General features: G+C 39.4%; 18 protein-coding genes. 11 read left to right on the forward strand and 7 right to left on the reverse strand.

Annotation, left to right across the window (positions count from 1 at the left end; translation table 11 throughout):
- Window positions 1–2 precede the first annotated feature (2 nt).
- From HMPREF2086_RS03370 to rplI, 4 genes are all read right to left on the reverse strand, one after another.
- On the reverse strand, window positions 3–2537 hold the full coding sequence (locus HMPREF2086_RS03370; RefSeq protein ID WP_023927370.1) for a hypothetical protein: 2535 nt from the start codon (window positions 2535–2537) through the stop codon (window positions 3–5).
- A gap of 241 nt (window positions 2538–2778) precedes the next feature.
- A complete protein-coding gene (gene hslU / locus HMPREF2086_RS03375) occupies window positions 2779–4101 on the reverse strand; it encodes an HslU--HslV peptidase ATPase subunit (RefSeq protein WP_034560874.1) in 1323 nt (440 codons plus the stop codon).
- 43 nt (window positions 4102–4144) lie between these two features.
- The gene (gene hslV, locus HMPREF2086_RS03380; protein ID WP_023927372.1) at window positions 4145–4699 is read right to left on the reverse strand and encodes an ATP-dependent protease subunit HslV; all 555 of its coding nucleotides are present in this window, start codon (window positions 4697–4699) and stop codon (window positions 4145–4147) included.
- A 75-nt stretch (window positions 4700–4774) separates the two neighbouring features.
- The gene (rplI, locus tag HMPREF2086_RS03385) at window positions 4775–5218 is read right to left on the reverse strand and encodes a 50S ribosomal protein L9 (RefSeq protein WP_023927373.1); all 444 of its coding nucleotides are present in this window, start codon (window positions 5216–5218) and stop codon (window positions 4775–4777) included.
- 177 nt (window positions 5219–5395) lie between these two features.
- Between rplI and HMPREF2086_RS10685 the strand changes: the two genes are divergently transcribed.
- The 3 genes from HMPREF2086_RS10685 (at window position 5396) to HMPREF2086_RS12320 (ending at window position 8023) form a co-directional block, all read left to right on the forward strand.
- The gene (locus HMPREF2086_RS10685) at window positions 5396–6250 is read left to right on the forward strand and encodes a M48 family metallopeptidase (protein ID WP_023927374.1); all 855 of its coding nucleotides are present in this window, start codon (window positions 5396–5398) and stop codon (window positions 6248–6250) included.
- Window positions 6251–6597: 347 nt separating this feature from the next.
- Complete coding sequence (locus tag HMPREF2086_RS03400; protein ID WP_023927375.1) at window positions 6598–7881, forward strand: citrate synthase; 1284 nt, start codon at window positions 6598–6600, stop codon at window positions 7879–7881.
- Between the two features lie 16 nt (window positions 7882–7897).
- Window positions 7898–8023 (forward strand): hypothetical protein, encoded by a 126-nt coding sequence (locus HMPREF2086_RS12320; RefSeq protein ID WP_267902070.1) that lies wholly within the window; start codon window positions 7898–7900, stop codon window positions 8021–8023.
- A 297-nt stretch (window positions 8024–8320) separates the two neighbouring features.
- Here HMPREF2086_RS12320 and HMPREF2086_RS03405 read toward each other — a convergent pair whose 3' ends face one another.
- The 3 genes from HMPREF2086_RS03405 to HMPREF2086_RS03415 form a co-directional block, all read right to left on the reverse strand.
- Window positions 8321–8614 (reverse strand): hypothetical protein, encoded by a 294-nt coding sequence (locus HMPREF2086_RS03405; protein ID WP_034560304.1) that lies wholly within the window; start codon window positions 8612–8614, stop codon window positions 8321–8323.
- Window positions 8615–8991: 377 nt separating this feature from the next.
- Entirely contained in the window at window positions 8992–9708 is a 717-nt protein-coding gene (locus tag HMPREF2086_RS03410) for a CheB methylesterase domain-containing protein (RefSeq protein WP_023927376.1), read from the reverse strand.
- Between the two features lie 23 nt (window positions 9709–9731).
- Window positions 9732–10577: a CheR family methyltransferase gene (locus tag HMPREF2086_RS03415; RefSeq protein WP_023927377.1), complete on the reverse strand. Its 846-nt coding sequence runs from the start codon at window positions 10575–10577 to the stop codon at window positions 9732–9734.
- Between the two features lie 213 nt (window positions 10578–10790).
- Here HMPREF2086_RS03415 and luxS point away from each other — a divergent pair, with 213 nt between their 5' ends.
- From luxS to HMPREF2086_RS03460, 8 genes are all read left to right on the forward strand, one after another.
- Window positions 10791–11279, forward strand: coding sequence for an S-ribosylhomocysteine lyase (gene luxS / locus HMPREF2086_RS03420; protein ID WP_023927378.1), 489 nt, complete (start codon window positions 10791–10793; stop codon window positions 11277–11279).
- Between the two features lie 189 nt (window positions 11280–11468).
- Window positions 11469–13028, forward strand: a complete 1560-nt coding sequence (locus HMPREF2086_RS03425) for a TolC family protein (RefSeq protein ID WP_023927379.1) — start codon at window positions 11469–11471, stop codon at window positions 13026–13028.
- A 260-nt stretch (window positions 13029–13288) separates the two neighbouring features.
- Entirely contained in the window at window positions 13289–13483 is a 195-nt protein-coding gene (locus HMPREF2086_RS03430) for a hypothetical protein (RefSeq protein ID WP_023927380.1), read from the forward strand.
- Between the two features lie 26 nt (window positions 13484–13509).
- Window positions 13510–14673 carry a TonB-dependent receptor plug domain-containing protein gene (locus HMPREF2086_RS03435; protein ID WP_023927381.1) on the forward strand — a complete coding sequence of 388 codons (1164 nt, stop codon included), beginning with the start codon at window positions 13510–13512 and terminating at the stop codon, window positions 14671–14673.
- Window positions 14651–15670, forward strand: a complete 1020-nt coding sequence (locus HMPREF2086_RS03440; RefSeq protein WP_023927382.1) for a TonB-dependent receptor domain-containing protein — start codon at window positions 14651–14653, stop codon at window positions 15668–15670. Before HMPREF2086_RS03435 ends, HMPREF2086_RS03440 begins: the two co-directional genes overlap by 23 nt.
- A gap of 41 nt (window positions 15671–15711) precedes the next feature.
- Window positions 15712–16344, forward strand: a complete 633-nt coding sequence (locus HMPREF2086_RS03445) for a hypothetical protein (RefSeq protein ID WP_023927383.1) — start codon at window positions 15712–15714, stop codon at window positions 16342–16344.
- Window positions 16345–16565: 221 nt separating this feature from the next.
- Window positions 16566–17552: an LPP20 family lipoprotein gene (locus tag HMPREF2086_RS03450; RefSeq protein ID WP_023927384.1), complete on the forward strand. Its 987-nt coding sequence runs from the start codon at window positions 16566–16568 to the stop codon at window positions 17550–17552.
- Between the two features lie 383 nt (window positions 17553–17935).
- Window positions 17936–18730 (forward strand): hypothetical protein, encoded by a 795-nt coding sequence (locus HMPREF2086_RS03460; RefSeq protein WP_023927385.1) that lies wholly within the window; start codon window positions 17936–17938, stop codon window positions 18728–18730.
- The last annotated feature ends 36 nt before the right edge of the window (window positions 18731–18766 follow it).

An 18766-nucleotide genomic window follows, 5' to 3' on the forward strand; every position in this document is an offset into this window, starting at 1 on the left:
ATCTATTCTTCTAAAAATCCATATTCATAGATTTTGCTCTCTAGCTTTTTTGCTAGATTTTGTAGGGCTTGGTTTAGTGAAGCCATAAGCGAGTTGAAGTGCTCATCTTTGCTCTTTAGATTTAGGGTGTTTTTTTCATTCCGCCCTTTGAAAAACTCCTTTATGTCATAAAGGCTTGCATTTGCATTGTAGGGGGAGTATGGGTTTGCAAGGCTTTGTGGGGAGGATTTATCACTTGCTACTTCGTGGTAGTATCGCCATAGCTCACGCCCTGCGCTTAGCACTTCTTGTGCTTGTGGGCTAAAATCTAGTGGCTTTGTGGGGATAAAATTCTGCTTTTCTACGCACAAGTCTTTGAAGCATTCTTTTTGCTTTATTTCACTCTCTATTTTTATTTTGCCATTGATAAAGTCATTCATAAAGTGCGAGGTAAAGCTAGATTTTGCATTTACTTCTTTTTCACTAAAAGGGATAAAGTGGTTTGTGCCATTTTTGATTGTGATTCTGTTTTGTCCGTGAAAAAGCGCGAACGCTATGCAGTCATTTTGAAACTCGCTATCTTGTTGCCATTTATCATTTGGAGATATGAATTGGTCTCTATTGTTTATCCACGAGGATTTTATAGCTAGGCGCACAGAAAAATACACACAAAAAGGAATCAAATTTTGCGGAATTATTTTTTTATAGAGCAAGTGCGCTATGCCAATTTCATTTATGAAAGCTATGTGGTTATTGTTTTGAAAATCTGGGGCATCTGCCATTAAAACCCCGATTTGCTCATCTTTGTCGCTAAAGAATTTTGCTAGCCATTTATTTATGCTTGCCTTTTTGCTTGCGTAAAATCTTTTTTTGCATATTATTTTGTTGCTAGATTCAAATGTGTCTAGTTTTACTTGTTTGATAGGTATCTTTTGTGCCAAATCCCATATCAAAAAGCCGATAGGAAACTGCCCTTTGACATTATCAAACGAATCCGCTGGGCACATAAAACCTTTTAAAAACTTTGCTTGGAAACTCTCTCTAAACTTTATAAAATTCGTGGAATTTACATATTTTAGCGTTGAAAAACTTGCCAAAATGCAGTTTGGAATTTCTTTGTAAATTCTTATAAAAAATTGTGCGAAAAGCTCATTATTTGCTTTGCCTAATTCTTTTTTGTAGATTTCACTGATTTTGTTATCTCTTGCTACTCTTTCTTTGGTTGTGCCTGTTTTTGTCGCTTGCTTTCTACTGCCCGCTTCCGCATACGGAGGATTGATAAAAATCACTAGCCTTTGTCTTTTGGACTCATCGCGCAAAATCTCTTGCAGGGATTTTGGCAGCTTTGATTGTGCTAAAACATTGCCTTTTTCATCGACTTTGTCAAATAGCTCATCATTTAGAAAATCAAAGGCAAAAATATGCTCCTCACATAGATTTGCGCCGTTTTTTATCCTCTCTTTGATTATCTCTACATCGCTTTTATCTAGCGTGCTAGCAAATATATGATATTTGTTGCTAAGGTTTGCTAGGAGATTCCCTGTGCCTGCTGCACAATCCCAAATGTAATACTCCTCTTGCCAATCCTCCCCTAGCGCGTCTGCTAGGTAGTCTTGGGCTTTTTCCACCCAAATGCTTGGCGTGAAAAACGCCCCCTTGCGCTCGCGTATGTCTTGGGGGACTAGCAAATCTCTGCGCTCTATGATATAGCCCCAAAACTCCTCTTTGGGTGGTCGCTCATAGAGATTCCAAAACTTGCTATGCGCTTTTTGGGTGTCTTTGAAAAACACTTCGCTAATGTTTAGCCTGCCACTTCGTAGCTTCTCCAAAGCGATTCTATAATGGTCTTTATCTAGCAGGATTCTAAGATTTTCAAAAATCTCTTTGGTGGTGTTTTGATAGCTTAGCAAATCTGCTAGATAAAAATCAGAGTCCAAAATCTCTGGCTTTTCTGCTTCCCAATCAATGCTTATGCTGGGCTTTACACAAGTTAGCCATTTGATATAGATTCGTATGAAGTTGTTTTTGGTAATTGGGATTTTGGATAGATTTTTGTTGCTAAGGGTGAAGTTTTGCGCGATGAAGTTTTTTAGCTCTGTTTTGTCTTTTGCGTAGTCAAAAACAAGGCTTTTTGATTCTAGCAAATGCTTGATTTTGGCGTATAGCTCTTTAAATTCTTTGGTGGTGTAATCACTTGGAGCGACATTCCAATTAAAATCACTTTGGGAAAAAACGCTCATAATCTCGTGGTATTCTACAAATGCGATTTTGGCGCAATCAAACGCGCCCAAAAACGCAGGTGGCAAAAGATTTTCATACAAATCTGCCTTGCCAATGGTTAAAATTAGCTGGACAAAGGACTCATAAATATCGCTTTTATCCCCTGCTTTTGCCTCTGCCCAAAGGAATTGTAGCGACTCAAAAAGCGTGGCATTGCGATAGCTTATGCAAAAATCCACTTTGCCAAATGGCTCGCACGAAAACTCCGCAAAAAACTCTTTTGCTACGCGGGATTTTAGTGCTTCCTCGCTAAGATTTGTAGAGAAATATGAGCGCATTTGCTTCCTTAAGTTTTGTGATTTTGACTTTGCTTTTTGATTTTTGCCTGCTTTAGAATCGTTTGCCTTTGCTATATTTTTCCTCTATCTTTGCCATTGCTACCTTGCTTTTATCTGCCTTTATATGCCTACGCAAAAATCACTTGCCAAAATCTTAAATTCGCAAAATCTTAGATTTGTAATAGCTCATCTGTGAGAATCCAAAATTTACTTACAATGCCTAGCAACGCCTGCACAATGCCTACAAAATATAGCGCGACATATCAGCGTTTTCTACGAGGTTTGATAGTTTTTGCTCGATTAGGGCTTTAGTGATTTTTACTTTTGGATTTTCTTTGGCATACTCATCTGCGCTAAAGCTTATGTCCTCTAGCACGCGCTCTAGCACGGTGTGTAGCCGTCTAGCTCCTATGTCCTCTGTTTTCTGGTTTGCTAGGTAGGCAAAGTGTGCTAGGGCTTGCAAGGCTTGCTTGTCAAACTCTAGCTCCACTCCCTCTACGCTTAGTAGGTGTTGGTATTGAGTGATTAGGGAGTTTTTGGGCTGGGTTAGGATTTTTAGCATTGCTTCTTCGTTTAGGGCGTCTAGCTCCACGCGTATGGGAAATCTCCCCTGAAGCTCTGGAATCAAATCGCTTGGCTTACTTAGATGAAACGCTCCCGCTGCGACAAACAAAATATAATCTGTTTTTATGTTGCCAAATTTTGTGCCGACATTGCTCCCCTCAATGATAGGTAGCAAGTCGCGTTGCACGCCCTCTTTGCTTGGGTCGGTTTTTGAGTCTTTGCTAGAGGTAGCGATTTTGTCGATTTCATCGATAAATATCACACCGCTAGATTCTGCCCTTTTTAGCCCCTCTTGTTTGATTGCTTCCATATCAAGTGAGTTTTCCTCCGCTTCGGCTTTTAGGGCTTCTTTTGCTTCTTTTATGGTGAGTGTTTTTTTGATACTTTCGCTTCGGTTTAGCACTTTGATTATGGATTCTTGCACTTTGATTATGTCTGGGGGCATACCATTTTCTAAGTCGTTTAGCTCGCCTCTTTTGGTGATTTCTATGTCGATTTTTAGATGGTCATTTTCGCCTTTGATGACTTTTTGGCGCATTTTTGCGAAACTTATCTCATACTCGCGCTTTTTGTCCTCGCTTACGCTACTAGGGAGTGGTGGGAGGAGTGAGCGCGTGATTTTATCCACGATATAATCAGCGATTTGTTGCTCATTTTTGCTTTGGTATTCTTTTTGGACAAGTGCGACACTAGCATTTACCAAATCCCGCACCATAGATTCTACATCGCGCCCTACAAAGCCCACTTCGGTGTATTTGCTTGCTTCTACTTTGACAAATGGCAAGTGCATTACCTTTGCCATTCGCCGTGCGATTTCTGTTTTGCCTACACCTGTTGAGCCTATCATTAGGATATTTTTGGGCGTGATTTCTTCTTGGATTTCTTTTGGGAGTTTCATTCGGCGGTAGCGATTTCTTAGCGCGATAGCTATTGCCTTTTTTGCTTCACTTTGCCCGATTATGTATTCATCTAGAAAATCTACTATTTGCTTAGGTGTCATTTGCTTGATATGTTCGTTGTTTGTGTTGTTTGTTTGAGTTGATTCATTTGTCATTTTCTAGCTCCAAAATCTTAATATTATCATTTGTGTAGATACACAGCTCGCTAGCGATTTTTAGGGATTCTTGCACTAGGAGCTTTGGCTCTATGCTGGCGTGTCTATCAAGTGCTCTAGCCGCGCTTAGCGCGTAGTTGCCACCGCTACCGATAGCTGCGATTTTGTTATCTTGTGGCTCTAGCACATCGCCACTACCGCTTAGGATATAGATTTTTTGTGTGTTTAGCACTATCATCATCGCTTCAAGTTTGCGCAAGTATTTATCGCTTCGCCATAGCTTTGCAAACTCCACCACAGAGCGCACCAAATCCCCCTTTTTGCCCTCCAAGATTCTCTCAAAGCTCTCAAATAGGCTAAACGCATCGGCTGTGCTTCCTGCAAATCCGCTCAAAATCTGCCCATTATAAAGCGTGCGGATTTTGGTGGCATTGCCTTTTAGCACGCAGTTGCCAAAGCTCACTTGCCCATCGCCACCGATGATTGCGTGGATTTTGCCATTATACTCGCCAAGATAGCCTAGTATTGTTGTCGCGCGAAACATTTTATTCCTTTTGTTTTTAGATTTTGGTTTGTGCTTTTTGCACCACTACATTACTTGTATCATTTTGTGCTTGTGCTATTGCTCTATGATTTGGAGTTTTAGCTTTGCATTTACGCCCTCTCCTAGCTTGACTTCCACGACAAAATCCCCGACTTGCTTTAAGGGGTTTTTGATTTCTATGTGTTTTTTGTCTATTTCTATGCGGTGCTGTTTTGCTAGGGTTTGGGCGATTTCATCTTTTGTGATAGAGCCAAAGAGTGCGCCATTATTTGCCTTTTTGGCTATGGTGAGTTTGACTTCTTCTAGGGCGTTTGCTAGCTGCTTTCGCTCGGCAGATTCTAGGGCTTTTGCTTCGGCTAGGTTTTTTTGCTCGGCTTTGTATTTGTTTATCACTTCGTTTGTGGCGGGCTTTGCTTTGCCTTTTGCGATTAGGAAGTTTTGTCCATAGCCGTCTTTGACTTCGTGGATTTCGCCTTTTTTGCCAAGTCCTTTTATGTCTTCTAGGAGTAGGATTTTCATTTTTGTCCTTTATGGTGTTAGGTTTTGGTGGCTAGATTTGCAAAAGGTGTTTTTGCAGTGCTTTTGTTTGTCTAGTGTTGGGATTTGGAGTTGATAATTTTACCAAAAGTCTTATAAATAGAAGCCTTAAGATTTTGCAAACAAACGCAATAACGCACAATAGCACAAAGAGGTTTTATGCTGTTTAATAAAAAACTAAATCTACTTAACTACAACGAGCGCAATCTATTTAGTGTCGATTCTAATGGGGAGTTTGATTCTAGAGAGAGTGAGGAGTTTTTAATCTTTGATGGATACAAAATCCACCTCAAAAAAAAGCCCAAATCACAAAATTTGCGTATTTGTATCGGGCTGCCAAGTAAGAAAAAATGGCAAAAAAGCGTGATAAAAATAGAGGTAAGCCACCCACCAAAAGCAAAGCCAAAAGACATAATGGACTTTTGCCAAAAGCACAAAGAATGGATAGCTAAAACTTGTGCGAGATATGAAGCCCAGATAGCAAAGACAGATGAGCTACTTCACTCACACGGAGGCAAAATCTTGCTTTTTGGGGAATGGATAGAGGAGCAAAGCCTAGCACCAATAGCACAAGACTTTTTAGCCCAAATGCACAAAAGCGATTTCGCTTCAAATCCTACTCTAAATCTCGCTCCAAGTCCTGCCACAAAGCCACCCAAACTAAAAACCACAAAACAAATGCTTAGCTTTATCCTGCTGTGTCATATAAAAGAGCGCGCACAAGCACTTGCTAGGCAAATGCAGCTAGAATATAGCAAAGTCGCTGTGAGAGAGACATTTACGCGCTTTGGGAGCTGCACGCAAAATCGCCTAAGTTTCTCGCTTTTGCTTATCTGTGCTAGCAAGCCACAGATAGACTATGTGATAATTCACGAGCTAGCTCATATCGTTCATAAAAACCACTCGCACAGGTTTTGGAATCTAGTAGAAAAGCACTGCAAAGAGTGGAGGGCTTTGCGAAAATCACTGCAAAATGAATACTCTTTGTTTCGCTTGGTGCTTGAAAATCTGTAAAAATCTGTAAAAAAAATCCGTGAGAAATCTTGCGGAAATTTTTACGCAAAAATTTTTTCGCAAAAATCACACCAAAATTTTGCAAAAAAGTTTAAAAAATTGCGCAAAATCAAATCGCATTTTTGTAGAAATTAGAATCTGCATAAATCTATGTAGAAGTAAAATCAATGTTTATGGTAAAATTTTAGTGCAAGCGATTTTTAGGCATTTGGTTACGATTTTGCACATTTGGGTAGAAAACTTCACAAAAAGTTAAACAAAAATTTACTTAAATAGCAAAATCGTGTTATTCTAGCTTATGCAGAATGAAGCTAGATTCTGTAAATTTACTTGAAAAAGGATACAAAATGGGAACAATCACTCTCACCAACAACGAAACCAAGCAAAGCTATGATTTTGACCTCATAGAGTGCACTCGCGGACCAAAAGCGATAAATTTCTCCAAACTTTTTGAGACTACGGGGATATTTTCTTATGACCCGGGCTATGGTAGCACAGCGGGCTGCACCTCTACTATCAGCTATGTAAATGGCAAGGACGGCGAGCTACTTTATCGTGGGCAAGCCATACAAGACTTGGTAGAAAAATACAAATTCACCGACATTTGCAAGCTACTCATCAGTGGCGAGCTACCCAAAGACAAAGCACAATCAGCAGAGTTTGACTTGGAGCTAAGGCATAGGAGCTTTTTGCACGAGCGACTAAAGGGAATCTTTAGCGTATTTCCAGATGCTGCACACCCTATGGCGACACTTTGCGCGCTTGTCTCTGTGCTAGCTACGCTATATCACGACCACAAAGAAATGGACGATGAGGACGACTACCAAACAATGGCAAATCGCATAATCGCCAAAATCCCAACGATGATAGCGTTTTGCTATCGCAATTCTGTGGGTGCGCCTTTTATCGACCCAGATGTGAGTAAAAGCTATGTGGAGAATTTCTTATATATGCTTAGGGCGTATCCACACGGCAGGTTTAAGCACACCACAAAAGGCGAGCTAGAAACTACACCGCTTGAGGTAGAAGCCCTAGATAAAATCCTTATCTTGCACGCTGACCACGGGCAAAACGCTTCTACCACTACCGTGCGCAATGTCGCTTCCACAGGTGTGCATCCTTATGCGGCTATCGCTTCAGGGATAAACGCGCTATGGGGACCAGCACACGGTGGGGCAAACGAAGCAGTGCTAACCCAGCTAGCCCAAATCGGCGATGTCAAAAATGTCGAAAAATTTGTCGCAAAAGCAAAGGACAAAAACGACCCATTTAGGCTAATGGGCTTTGGGCATCGTGTCTATAAAAGCTATGACCCACGCGCAAAAGCGATAAAAAGCCTAAAAAATGAGCTTGACAAAAAGGGCATAAAAATGAATGCAAAACTTAGTGATATAGCCGAGCGTCTAGAGGAAGTCGCGCTAAGTGATGACTACTTCAAAGAGCGCGGATTGTATCCAAATGTGGATTTTTATAGTGGAATCATTCTAACCGCGCTAAAAATCCCCACAACGCTATTTACACCGATATTTGTGCTAGGGAGAATGCCGGGGTGGTGTGCACAGCTAATTGAGCATATCAAAAACCCACACGCTAGAATCACTCGCCCAAGACAAGTCTATCAAGGCAAATAAATCTAGGGTAAAATCAGTGGCGAGTAAATCAATAGGGTGGCGTGAGTTTAGGGCGATTTTGGCAAAATCTAAAAAGTCAAGAATCGCCAAGAATCGCCAAGAATCGTTAGGCAAAGATTGCCAAACAAAAATCGCCAAATGAAAATCCTAAAAGCCTTATAAGAATCGTGAGCTAAAAATCGTAGATTCTAAAATCGCTAGCTTGAAAACGCTAGGCTAAAAGGTGCTAAGCCAAAATCCAAAACTTATTTGAGTTTGGATTTTGGCTTTTTTTGTGCATTTTTGTATCGTGGTGATTTGCTATGGTTGGTTTTTTTCTGTTTTTGAGAGATTTTCTAAAGAAACTGCGCTTTGTTTGTTTTGCCAAAAAAAACAGAAAGGCTTTTTAAAGAACTTCGGCTTTGCCTTGCTTCTAAAGAAGCTTTCGTTATTTTGAGGTTTAGTATGGGTTGATTCCCGTCATTGCGAACAAATGCGTTAGCATTTGCGTAGCAATCCATATCTTTTTCTTTGAGTTATAGATTGCCACGCTCGTTTCGCTCGCAATGATGGGAATCAACACGCCCCCAAACCCCCCTCCGCAGAGGGAGGGGGCTTTAAGAGAGTCAAACACGGTTACTCTAAGGGAGGGAGCTTTTAAAGTCGCAAACACCTCCGCTAGAATTTTATCATTTGGGGAGTGGGTTTTTGAAATAGCAAACCAAATTAGTTTGTCATACTTAAGGTTTGGCACAAACCTTAAGTATGACAAATAACTTTCAAATAGATTTTTACAAATCTATGCCTTTTTCTATGCTTTTTGCAATCTTGTATGATTCTTTGAGATATTTTGCTTGTCCTCAATATGACAACAGAAAAAGAGTAGGCAAAATCTGGTATTTGTTATCTTAAGCGTAGCCAAGTATCTAAAGCAAAAATCAAGTAGATATATTTTGGTTTCTTACGAAGCCTCAATATAACAAACTTAACCTTAGCTAATTACTTCAAGCATTGCTTCAAACAACCAAACAAAATCATCACAAAATAATTTTAAAATATTTTGAAACACAACGCAAAATATAAAAAAGCAAAATCATCTAAAGCCACAAAAACCACAAAAATCAAAACTCTCTAAATGTGGTATTCATTGCTCTCATCATCTATTTCTATCTTCTTTTTGTGTGGTAGTCTATCTTCGGCATAGGCTATGATTTTGCCTGCGATATTTTGCAGTGCGACTACTTCATCGACTGCGCCTGCTTCGATTGCTTGCTTTGGCATACCAAACACCGTGCAAGTGGCTTCATCTTGGGCGATTGTATATGCGCCGTTTTTGTGTAGCTCTTTTATGCCGATAGAGCCATCATCGCCCATACCTGTGAGGATTATCCCTAGTGCGCTTCTCCCTGCAGCGTTATTAGCTGCGCGGAAAAGTATATCCACGCTTGGCAGATGACGAGAGATTCTAGGACCTTCACAAGGGCTAGCATAGTATTTGCCCGCTTCACAGCCGATTTTTAGCTGCATACCTGCTTTGGCGATATAAGCACAATCGTGCTTTAGAATCTCTTTTTTGTCTAGCTCGCTTACTGTGATTTTGGATTTGGTATCTAGGCGAAGTGCGAGGGACTTTGAAAACCCCTCTTGTGTATGCTGGACGATGAGTATAGGTGGCAAGTTTGCGCCTGCTGGGAGTGCGCTAAGCACTACTTCTAGGGCTTGGGGGCCGCCTGTGGAAGAGCCTATGACTACGAGCTTTTCTCGTCCTATGGGCGAGGGCTGGGACTTCAAAAACGCATCGGGGTGGAGCTTTTCTTGCAAGTTTTTTATCTTTGGACTCTCTATCATATCACTCTCTTTTGTTGAAGTCGTTATTCTTTTATCTTTATGTAGGTTTTGTTGCCTAGTCGCTCGACTTTGTCCTTTAGCCCTAGCAAGTCTTCAGCGTGTCCTAGATAAAATGTCCCACCCATCTTTAGATGCGCAAAAAGTTTGTGAAGTATTTTTTCTTGGTCGGCGATTTTGAAATAAATCAAAATATTGCGACAAAAAATTATATCAAAGTCGTTTTTGCCAAAGGGATATTTCTCATCAAAAAGATTTAGGTTTTGAAATTTTAGCATAGATTTTAGCTCTGGTTTTGCTTGGATTTGTAGCGTGCCGTTTGGATTTTCACATATAGTGTCAAAGTATTTTTCCATATTTACCCAATTTGGCAAGTGTAGCTTTGGATTGAAAGTGAAAATCCCTTCTTTTGCAAGCTGCAAGACTTTGGTGTCAATATCTGTGGCGATAATTTCTATATCGCTTGATGAGCGGTAGATTTCTTTGGCATAAAGTGCGGTGGCTGCAATAGAGTATGGCTCTTCGCCTGTGGAGGAAGCAGCACAATAGATTTTGATACGAAAATGGCTATTAAATAGCTGTGGCATCGCTCTATCAAGCATATCTTGGAAATGCACTTTTTCGCGGAAAAAGTCGGTTTTGTTTGTGGTAAAAGCATTGATAAAAAGCTGTCTAGCTTGAGCGTTTTGGCTAGCGATGTCTAAAATATCTTGCACACTTTGGGCGTGGCTAAAGATAGGATTGCGAGTGAGGGAATCTAGGCGATTTTTCATCATCGTTTGTTTAGAGTTGTTCTCTAGGTGGATTCCTGTTAGCTCATAGAGATAGCTTTGGATTTTCCTAAAGGATTTTACTATGTCATCGGGTTGCAAAATCTCTCCTTAAAGTTGTCTTTGGCTTTGATTCTTTTGCTTTAGAGTTGTCTTTGCTTTGTCAATTCTTTGTTGGTTTTTGTCAAACAAAGTTTTATATTGTAGCAAGAATTTTGCAATATTTTTTTCACATTGCTTTCACTTTAGCAAACTATAATGCAAATTTTACTAAGATTCTTTCTTTATTTCACACTTAACTCTAAAGGAGAATCTATGCCGTTATTAGATAGTTTTAAGGTAGACCACACCATTATGCCAGCCCCTGCTGTGCGGCTTGCTAAGACTATGGAAACGCCAAAGGGCGACAAAGTTTGCGTGTTTGACTTGCGTTTTTGCAAGCCAAATGAAGAGATTTTGAGCGAGCGCGGGATTCACACGCTAGAGCACCTTTTTGCAGGGTTTATGCGAGAGCATTTAAACACACCAAATGTCGAAATCATCGATATTTCGCCTATGGGTTGTCGCACGGGATTTTATATGAGCGTGATTGGCACACCTAGTGATGAGAGCGTCAAAGAAGCGTGGGAGGCGAGTATGAAAGATATTTTGCGAACCGATAAAATTCCAGAGGCAAATAAATTTCAATGTGGCACATATCAAATGCACTCACTCAAAGAAGCCCAAGACATCGCTAATGACACGCTAAATAAGGGGATAGGCATAATGGATACCCAAAAGCTTTTGTTAAAAGAGTTTGCGTAAAAAGTTTATGCTAGGAATCTAGCTAGATTTTGGCGGCAAGAATCTTTTAGCTTTTTTAGCATTCTTTTGCTTTTGGGTGTTTTGGCTTTGCTTTTGACTTTTGGTGTGCCAAATAATAGTGTGCCAAATAATAGTGTGCGAAGTAAAATCAAAATGTGATTTCCAAAATGGATTTAAGGAATGTGTAAAATGAGGTTTTTAGGATTCTTGCGATTTTGTAGTGCGCTAGGCGAGATGCTTTTAGCACTAGCTGTGCTAGGATTTGTCGCATTGGAGTTTGGGGCTTGTGCAAAGCCATACAATAGCGAGCGCGTAGGCAAAGAAATATCACTTGGAGAAAATCTACGCAACACCCTAAAAGGCGAAGTGGCACTCCCACATACCAATGCCAAAAAAGATAGCACCAAACAAGACGTAAGCGCACAAAAAAGCGATAATGGCTTAGACTATGTCGAAAGCCTGCTTTTCCTCATCAATGATAATAGACTAAAATCCTTGCTCCAAACCGCACTACAAAACAACACAAATATCCTAACGCTTACTTCTCAAATCGCCCAAGCAAGGGAATCTCTAGGGCTTGCAAATGCAAATATGCTACCTAAGCTATCATTTAATATGGGGCATAATTTTTCAAGCGGAAATTACAGCAGATACCAAATAAACTACAATCAAAACACACTAAATGCCAATCTATCGCTATCGTGGGAGATTGATTTGTTTGGCAAACTAAACTCACTGCGCAAATCTCAAAAATATCAATACCTTGCCACTATCTCAAACCTAGAAGCCGCAAAGGTAAGCCTAATAGGCGAAATAGCTACCAACTACTACACGCTTATAAAAACACACAATGCGCGACTTCGAGCCGAGCAAATCCTGCAAAATAATGAGAGAATCCTATCTCTTTCAAGGGAAAAATACGAGCTAGGCTTGCTAGATATTTCTACCCTTAGCCCGCTTGTAAGCTCACTCTCTACTGCCAAATCCAATCTAAACGCCCTAAAGCTACAAGAAGAGCAGACAAGAAACGCTCTTTTGGTGCTACTAAATAGCTTAGATTCTGCGATTTTAGATGAAATAATCCAAAGTGAGGAGGTGGTGGAATTTAGCGAAGCAAAAATCCCTATTATATCAGAGCTTCCTCAAGAGATTTTGTTAAATAGAGAAGATGTAAAATCAAGCATTGCCACGCTAAATGCGCAAATTATGCTAAAAGATTCCAAAAAAGCCGCGCTTTTCCCCACTATCTCGCTTGGTGGGAGTTTGGGACAGATTTTATATTCTACAAGGGGGGCGGGCAGTCTTATTTGGCAGATTACAAGCTCGCTTACTGCCCCGCTACTAAACCGCGCAACGCTTACCAAAGACTACAAAATCCAAAAAGAATCTACAAAACAAGCCTACTACACGCTAGAAAACACTCTCCGCACTGCACTAGGCGAAGTCGAAAACGCACTAACACAAGTAAATACCGCAAAAGATTCCTTAAAAGCACAAATGCAAAGTTTTGCTATCTCAAAAGAGCTAATCGACACTGCACACAATAGCTACACGCTGGGAATGCAAAATGAGGACACTTACCTTAGCCAAGAAAACACATTTCTAAACGCATATCAAAGCCTTGATGAAGCAAAATTTGCCCAAGTAAATGCCATAATCGTGCTGTATAAGGCATTTGGTGGGAAGCTAACCTCGCCAAATATACCAAACGCGCTATCATCAAATGAGGTTGTCCAAAATACACAATAACTCACTATTGCAAAAGTAATTAAATAGACTAAAGCAAAAGCACAAAAATAAAACCACAAGCAATAGTGCAAAAATATACACAAAAATGCAAAATTGGTATTTTTGTGTATATTTTTGCGTTTTTCTCATTATGTGCTGGATTTTAAGAGATTGTGAAAATTATTTGCATTTTTTGTGAAAATTTATAAATTTTTAAGCTAGAAAACATAATAATTCGCGCTTTATATCTTTATGCTTTTGCATAAATTTAAGGATACCAAATGTCTCTCCTCACAAATAATAGCACCCAAAAAACTTCTCTCAAAAAGACTTCACAAAGCACAAAACAAGCCCCAAACATCACAAAACTTATGAGTTCTGCTATGTTTGTAGCGATTTTTTCTACCGCACTTACTGCAAATAACCTACTCGCAAGCAATTTAGTTGCGGGGGGGGGGGGGGCGATAATTCTCTAATCCCACAAAAATCTAAGCAAGATTTTATGCAGGATTTTACACAAAATAATTCTGCCAAAAACGACTCAACTAAGAATGATTCCACAAAAGAAGTGGATAAAGAAGTAGATTTGGCAGATTCTGCTCTAGGGCAAACTACCACCGATACAAACCACAACCTACAAAATCCACACCTTAGCGATGACTTCATAAGAGCACCCAAAAACGACTCAAAAAATGACAACATAGAAACGCACACTTTAGAAAGAGTAACCACTTATAGCACAGCAAAATCTCAAAGAGAGATTTTTGATGAAAATAACAATATCGCTTCTGTCAGCGGGGAAGCACTCCAAAAGCTAAATATCCAAAATTCAAAAGATTTAAGCCAAGTGTTCTCTGGACTTTATATCACAAATTCAGGCGGTAGCGCGTATCCAAGTATCACTTTTAGGGGATTGCATACAAGCTATTATTATAGTCCTAGTATGCGGCTATATGTCGATGGTGTCCCACAAGATATTTTCTTTATCAATCAAGAATTGCTAGATGTAGAAAATGTCGAAATTTTTAAAGGAATGAGTGGCACACTCTATGGCGAAAATGCCCAAGCAGGAATAATATCTATAAATTCAAACTTCATTAGCAACAAAACCAAAGCAACGCTAAGCACAACTTTTGGCAATCTTGATAGAACCGTTATGGGTAGCGCAAGCGGGAGTATCATAAAGGACAAATTATATGCCAAGCTAAGTTTTAAGCATAGCGATTTTTTAGGACAAGTAAAAGACTCACAAACAGGGGCAAAAGCCGATACTTCTAGCTCAAATCTAGCTCGCGCTTCGCTTTCTTATGATGATGGCAAATATTATGCGGGTTTAGATTATTTTTTTGACAAAAGCACAAATCACGACTTTTTCTACCTAAGCGATAGCGAGCTAACAAGCAAAGATAATCTTACGCATAATTTTGGCACTTATGGTGTGCCAAGTATTTATCGCACTATCCAAACCTACGCCCTAAAGGCAGGCTACCAAAGCGAAAATATCAATCTAAGAAATGTCTTTAGCGTGCAAGATAGACAAATGCCAATCACAAACTTTGGTAGCACTTGGGAAGAAAACCAAATGCAGTTTAGTGATGAGCTAAAAATCACCCAAACTTATGCAAATAACTCAACCTCTCTTTATGGAGCGTTTTTTTCAATATAGTGATTTTAGACATCATTTTGTCAAAGATAGCACTAGGCTAGGCGATAATAACGCGCTAAAAAACTTTGCGTTAGCAATTTTTAGCGACCACAAAATCATTTTGCCAGCAAACTTTGAGATAAGTCTAGGTGTGCGCTACCAATACAACAATAACCACATAAACTACACAAAAGGCGCGACAAGCACCAATAGCGTAAATAGCTTCTCTAGCAAAGTAGATTTTCACAATTACAGCCTAAGAAGTGCACTGTCATACAATCTCTTTAATGACCATAAATTTTACATTTCTGCTTCGCGTGGGTTTAAAACAGGTGGATTCCCAAATGCGATTTTTTCTCAAGGTTATAGCAATTATTTTAAGCCAGAGACAAACTACACCGCAGAAATCGGCTACAAGGGATTTTTTTGGCAAGATAGAATCTATATAAATGCGGATTATTTTTTACTCTACACGAAAAATCAACAATGGAATGTGTTAATCAATGATACCCCACCTCTTAGTGCGATAGGAAATCTAGGCAATCAAATCTCGCACGGATTTGAGTTTGAGGGGAAATTATACTTTTTGCGTGATAGCTTTTTTATGCTAAATTTTGCCTACATTGATGCAAGATATGCCAAAGGCACACGCGTGCCACGCACAGGGCAAAATTTGGGCGGAATGCAAGTGCAGTTTTTGCCAAAATTTAGCCTAAATGCAAACATAGATACGATTATTTGGCGTAGCAAAATAGCAAATATTTTTCTAAATGCCTCTCTATCGTTTTATTCTCGTATATATTTTTCTGAAACGCATAAATATTCTCAAGCACCTTACGCGCTGTTTAATTTCGGTGCAAGGGCAGAATTTAGCAAGTATCTAACACTCTCACTAAGCGTGATGAATGCGACAAATACATTGTATGATTCCTATGGATACCTCACAACAGCAGGAGCGCGACAACACCAAATAGGAAAGCTAAGAAGCATAAGTGCAACACTTAGTGCGAAGTTTTAGCTACTTTAATATTTGCAAAAAACGACAAAACACAACGCAAAATGAAAAAGCTAAAAAATATTGTCAAAAAACACCGCTCCAAACTTTTGGCATTGCATATTTATATTAGTTTATTTTTTATTCCATTGGCACTAATGTATAAAATCACGGGAATCGTGTGTATATTTGGGTATTTTGGTGGAGTAGATAGGCAAGTGGTGGTATTAGATGAATTACAAAGGGCATATTTGCAAGGATTTGACTTCCCGCTTGGGATACAATCTAAACCTAGCCAAAGAGAATCCGCTAGGGCGCAGATTTTGGCACTTTTGGCACAATCCCAAAACATAAACCAAAATCTAGCTATTCCATTTAGCACCCAAATCAAAGATTCTAGGGATAAAAATAGCTTCATACTTGGTGGGACAAATCATAGCATTGAGATTGTAAAATCTAATCCTAGCGAAATCATCATCTATCGTAATGATTTTTTGGCAAATCTTATGGCATTGCATTTTAATCGCGCTGGATTTTGGTTTGGTGCGCTATCGTTTTGCTTTGTAGTGTTTATGGGGATTACTTACATTACAGGGCTTTTAATGTGCGATTTTAAGCACAATGGCAAAAAATATACACTTACTATGCTGCTAGGTTTTGTCATAAGTGCGACACTAGGAGTGTATGGATTGGTATAATGCACCACCACAAAGGCAATGACAATTAAGGCAGAACAAGGGCAAAGGATAAAGCAAAATCTAAAAACGCTTGGCACAAATTTGTAAGCGTTTTTAGATTTTGTGAAAAAATAGTGTAAAATACAGCTTTTTTAAGATTTAATTTCAAAGCAAAATAACTAAGCAAAAAAAATAAAAGCAATAGGGCGAAAAGCACTCAAAATGCAAAATAAGGACTTGGTATGCAAAACAAAAATCACCCACAAACCAAAAAAGAAGCGATGATAAGCAAAATCAAGCAAGCAAAGGGATTAAAGAAATTTTGGCTTTTTATCGTGTTTGGGGCATTGCTTTTTCTAAGCGGTAACTCTATGGCAAATCCACCCAAATGGTTTCTAACCCCAAAAAGTGCTAGCGACACACTCTATGGACTAGGAATGGGAGATAGCCTAGCAAAAGCAAAAGCGCAAGCTGCAAATGATTTGGCTCAAAGCGTGCAAACCCAAGTAAAATCAAACATAAACATAACAAATAGTGCGATAAATGATAGCTTTGATTCTAGTATGGAGCAAAATATCTCTCTTAGCACAGCGATGCTAGATTTGCAAAATCTAAAAATCACGCAAAAATCTCACTCAAAAGGCACATACTATGTCGAAGTCGCTATCGCCAAAAAAGACATAGCAATGCCGATAAAAGCGCGACTAGAGCAAGGGCTAGATAGGCTAGAATCTCTGCCAAAAACTTGTGCTAGTCTAAGCCTAAAAGATTTTGCTTCCTTGCAAAAAGAGCTAAAAAACGCTAGAGAATCTAGTGCTATTTTGCGGGCTTTGGGCTTTGTGGGAGCGGATTTTGAGGCGTTTGAGGAGCTACAAAAAGCAAATGCACCAAAGCCAAAGCTAAAAGTAGAGATAAACTCTCAAGGCGAAAAATCTTTGCAAAGCGATAAGTCTGTATTTTTAGGAGAGATAGCGAAATTTGCTCGTATCACAGATGAGCCAAATACTCACAAACTAGAGATTGAAGCTACTCTATCAGGTGAGGGCAAAAGCACGAGGATAGAGCTAAAAACTGTGATGAAAGATTGCGCAGACAATGTGGTGTGGGAAACAAATTTTAGCGAAACCCAAGCAAATAAAAATCAAGCTATAAAACGCGCGGGTATCGTGCTGTATAAGAGGCTTTTAGATTTTAGTGGTGGCACACAAAGCGGGATTCCTAAAATCTAGCCAAAATCTAAAACTTGATTTTGCTTTTTTTCCTTAGGCGTTGGCTTGATTTTGTAAAGTGCAGGTTTAAATGCGGGTTTTAAAAGCGTGCAAAAACACACAAAATCACACCAAAATACACAAAAGACAAAGCACAATCAAAAAATATGCAAATTTTTTATTAGAATTTTGCAAAGATTTTTCAAAACCGCTCTATATCGGCAAAAATTACCACAAATTTGCCACAAAGTGCATATTTTGCAAATGTTTTTATTTCTTTGTGCTATAATTTTCACATTTTCCAAAAACTAATGTTTTGGATTCTTGCGGATTCCTGCGTGGCTTTTTCGCAGGGTTTCTATCCAAAGATTCCCAAAAGATTTTTTGAATGCAAAGGATTTTAGATGGGTTTTGCAAAATATTTCATCGTTGGACTTTTGGCAATCGGGCTTTTTGTCGGTGGCGCGTTTTTCGTGCGATTGGTAGAGCAAAAAGACAGCTTTCTTGGCAACAAAGAAAAATCCCACTTCTCACAAACTCTCACTTCACAAAAACAACTTCCTATTGAACTTTATGTCGGTGCATTTGGCTTCAAAGCGCAAAAAAAGGAGCTAAGCACACAAGAAAAACAACTCATCAAGAGCACACTCTCAAGTGTGCTAGAGCGAGTGAGAAAAGAGCAAAACTGCAATGGAGGGGAGTTTGATTTGCAAAATGAAAATCAAGGTAATGCCGATAAAGAACCAGATTTGCGCGGTGTGATAGAGTGTAAATTTGACAAAGAAGAGTTTAAAAACTATCAAGCGATGATAAAAGACATTGATTATCTTGCGCTAAAAAGTGGCGTGGTATCCCTCGCAAACTACGGCATTGAGCCTATCATCACTAGCGAGCAGCTATCTATCTCAAGCAAAGAAGCATACGCAAATCTATCCCAAGAGATAAAAAAACAAAAAAGTGCCATAGAGGGTGGGTTTGGCGTGAAGTGTAGCGTGGAGCGTGTGGAATTTTTTGATGATAGCTATCGGCAAAATCTACAAGGTCATCATAGTGCTGTGCTGAGCGATATGGGGGCAAATGCCATAAATGGTGCAAATGCAGGTGGCAAAAGAGAATCTAGTCTAGATGATTTTACGCTTCCTTTGCAAAGCAGCAAAAATGTCGAGTTTAAGTCTTTCATCTCGTTTCAATGCAAGTAATTTTGGCAGATGATTTAATATTAAGATTTTGCAAAA

It is taken from the genome of Helicobacter macacae MIT 99-5501, from assembly GCF_000507845.1.
GTDB lineage: Bacteria > Campylobacterota > Campylobacteria > Campylobacterales > Helicobacteraceae > Helicobacter_B > Helicobacter_B macacae.

What these genes read in the sequence shown, in the direction of transcription:
- HMPREF2086_RS03440 (WP_023927382.1), top strand. Translation starts at nt 14,651, where the DNA reads ATGGAGCGTTTTTTTCAATATAGTGATTTTAGACATCATTTTGTCAAA.
- HMPREF2086_RS10685 (WP_023927374.1), top strand. Translation starts at nt 5,396, where the DNA reads ATGCTGTTTAATAAAAAACTAAATCTACTTAACTACAACGAGCGCAAT.
- HMPREF2086_RS03435 (WP_023927381.1), top strand. Translation starts at nt 13,510, where the DNA reads ATGCAGGATTTTACACAAAATAATTCTGCCAAAAACGACTCAACTAAG.
- HMPREF2086_RS03460 (WP_023927385.1), top strand. Translation starts at nt 17,936, where the DNA reads ATGGGTTTTGCAAAATATTTCATCGTTGGACTTTTGGCAATCGGGCTT.
- HMPREF2086_RS03445 (WP_023927383.1), top strand. Translation starts at nt 15,712, where the DNA reads ATGAAAAAGCTAAAAAATATTGTCAAAAAACACCGCTCCAAACTTTTG.
- HMPREF2086_RS03425 (WP_023927379.1), top strand. Translation starts at nt 11,469, where the DNA reads ATGAGGTTTTTAGGATTCTTGCGATTTTGTAGTGCGCTAGGCGAGATG.
- rplI (WP_023927373.1), bottom strand. Translation starts at nt 5,218, where the DNA reads ATGAAAATCCTACTCCTAGAAGACATAAAAGGACTTGGCAAAAAAGGC.
- luxS (WP_023927378.1), top strand. Translation starts at nt 10,791, where the DNA reads ATGCCGTTATTAGATAGTTTTAAGGTAGACCACACCATTATGCCAGCC.
- hslV (WP_023927372.1), bottom strand. Translation starts at nt 4,699, where the DNA reads ATGTTTCGCGCGACAACAATACTAGGCTATCTTGGCGAGTATAATGGC.
- HMPREF2086_RS03410 (WP_023927376.1), bottom strand. Translation starts at nt 9,708, where the DNA reads ATGATAGAGAGTCCAAAGATAAAAAACTTGCAAGAAAAGCTCCACCCC.
- HMPREF2086_RS03370 (WP_023927370.1), bottom strand. Translation starts at nt 2,537, where the DNA reads ATGCGCTCATATTTCTCTACAAATCTTAGCGAGGAAGCACTAAAATCC.
- HMPREF2086_RS03400 (WP_023927375.1), top strand. Translation starts at nt 6,598, where the DNA reads ATGGGAACAATCACTCTCACCAACAACGAAACCAAGCAAAGCTATGAT.
- HMPREF2086_RS03430 (WP_023927380.1), top strand. Translation starts at nt 13,289, where the DNA reads ATGTCTCTCCTCACAAATAATAGCACCCAAAAAACTTCTCTCAAAAAG.
- hslU (WP_034560874.1), bottom strand. Translation starts at nt 4,101, where the DNA reads ATGACACCTAAGCAAATAGTAGATTTTCTAGATGAATACATAATCGGG.
- HMPREF2086_RS03450 (WP_023927384.1), top strand. Translation starts at nt 16,566, where the DNA reads ATGCAAAACAAAAATCACCCACAAACCAAAAAAGAAGCGATGATAAGC.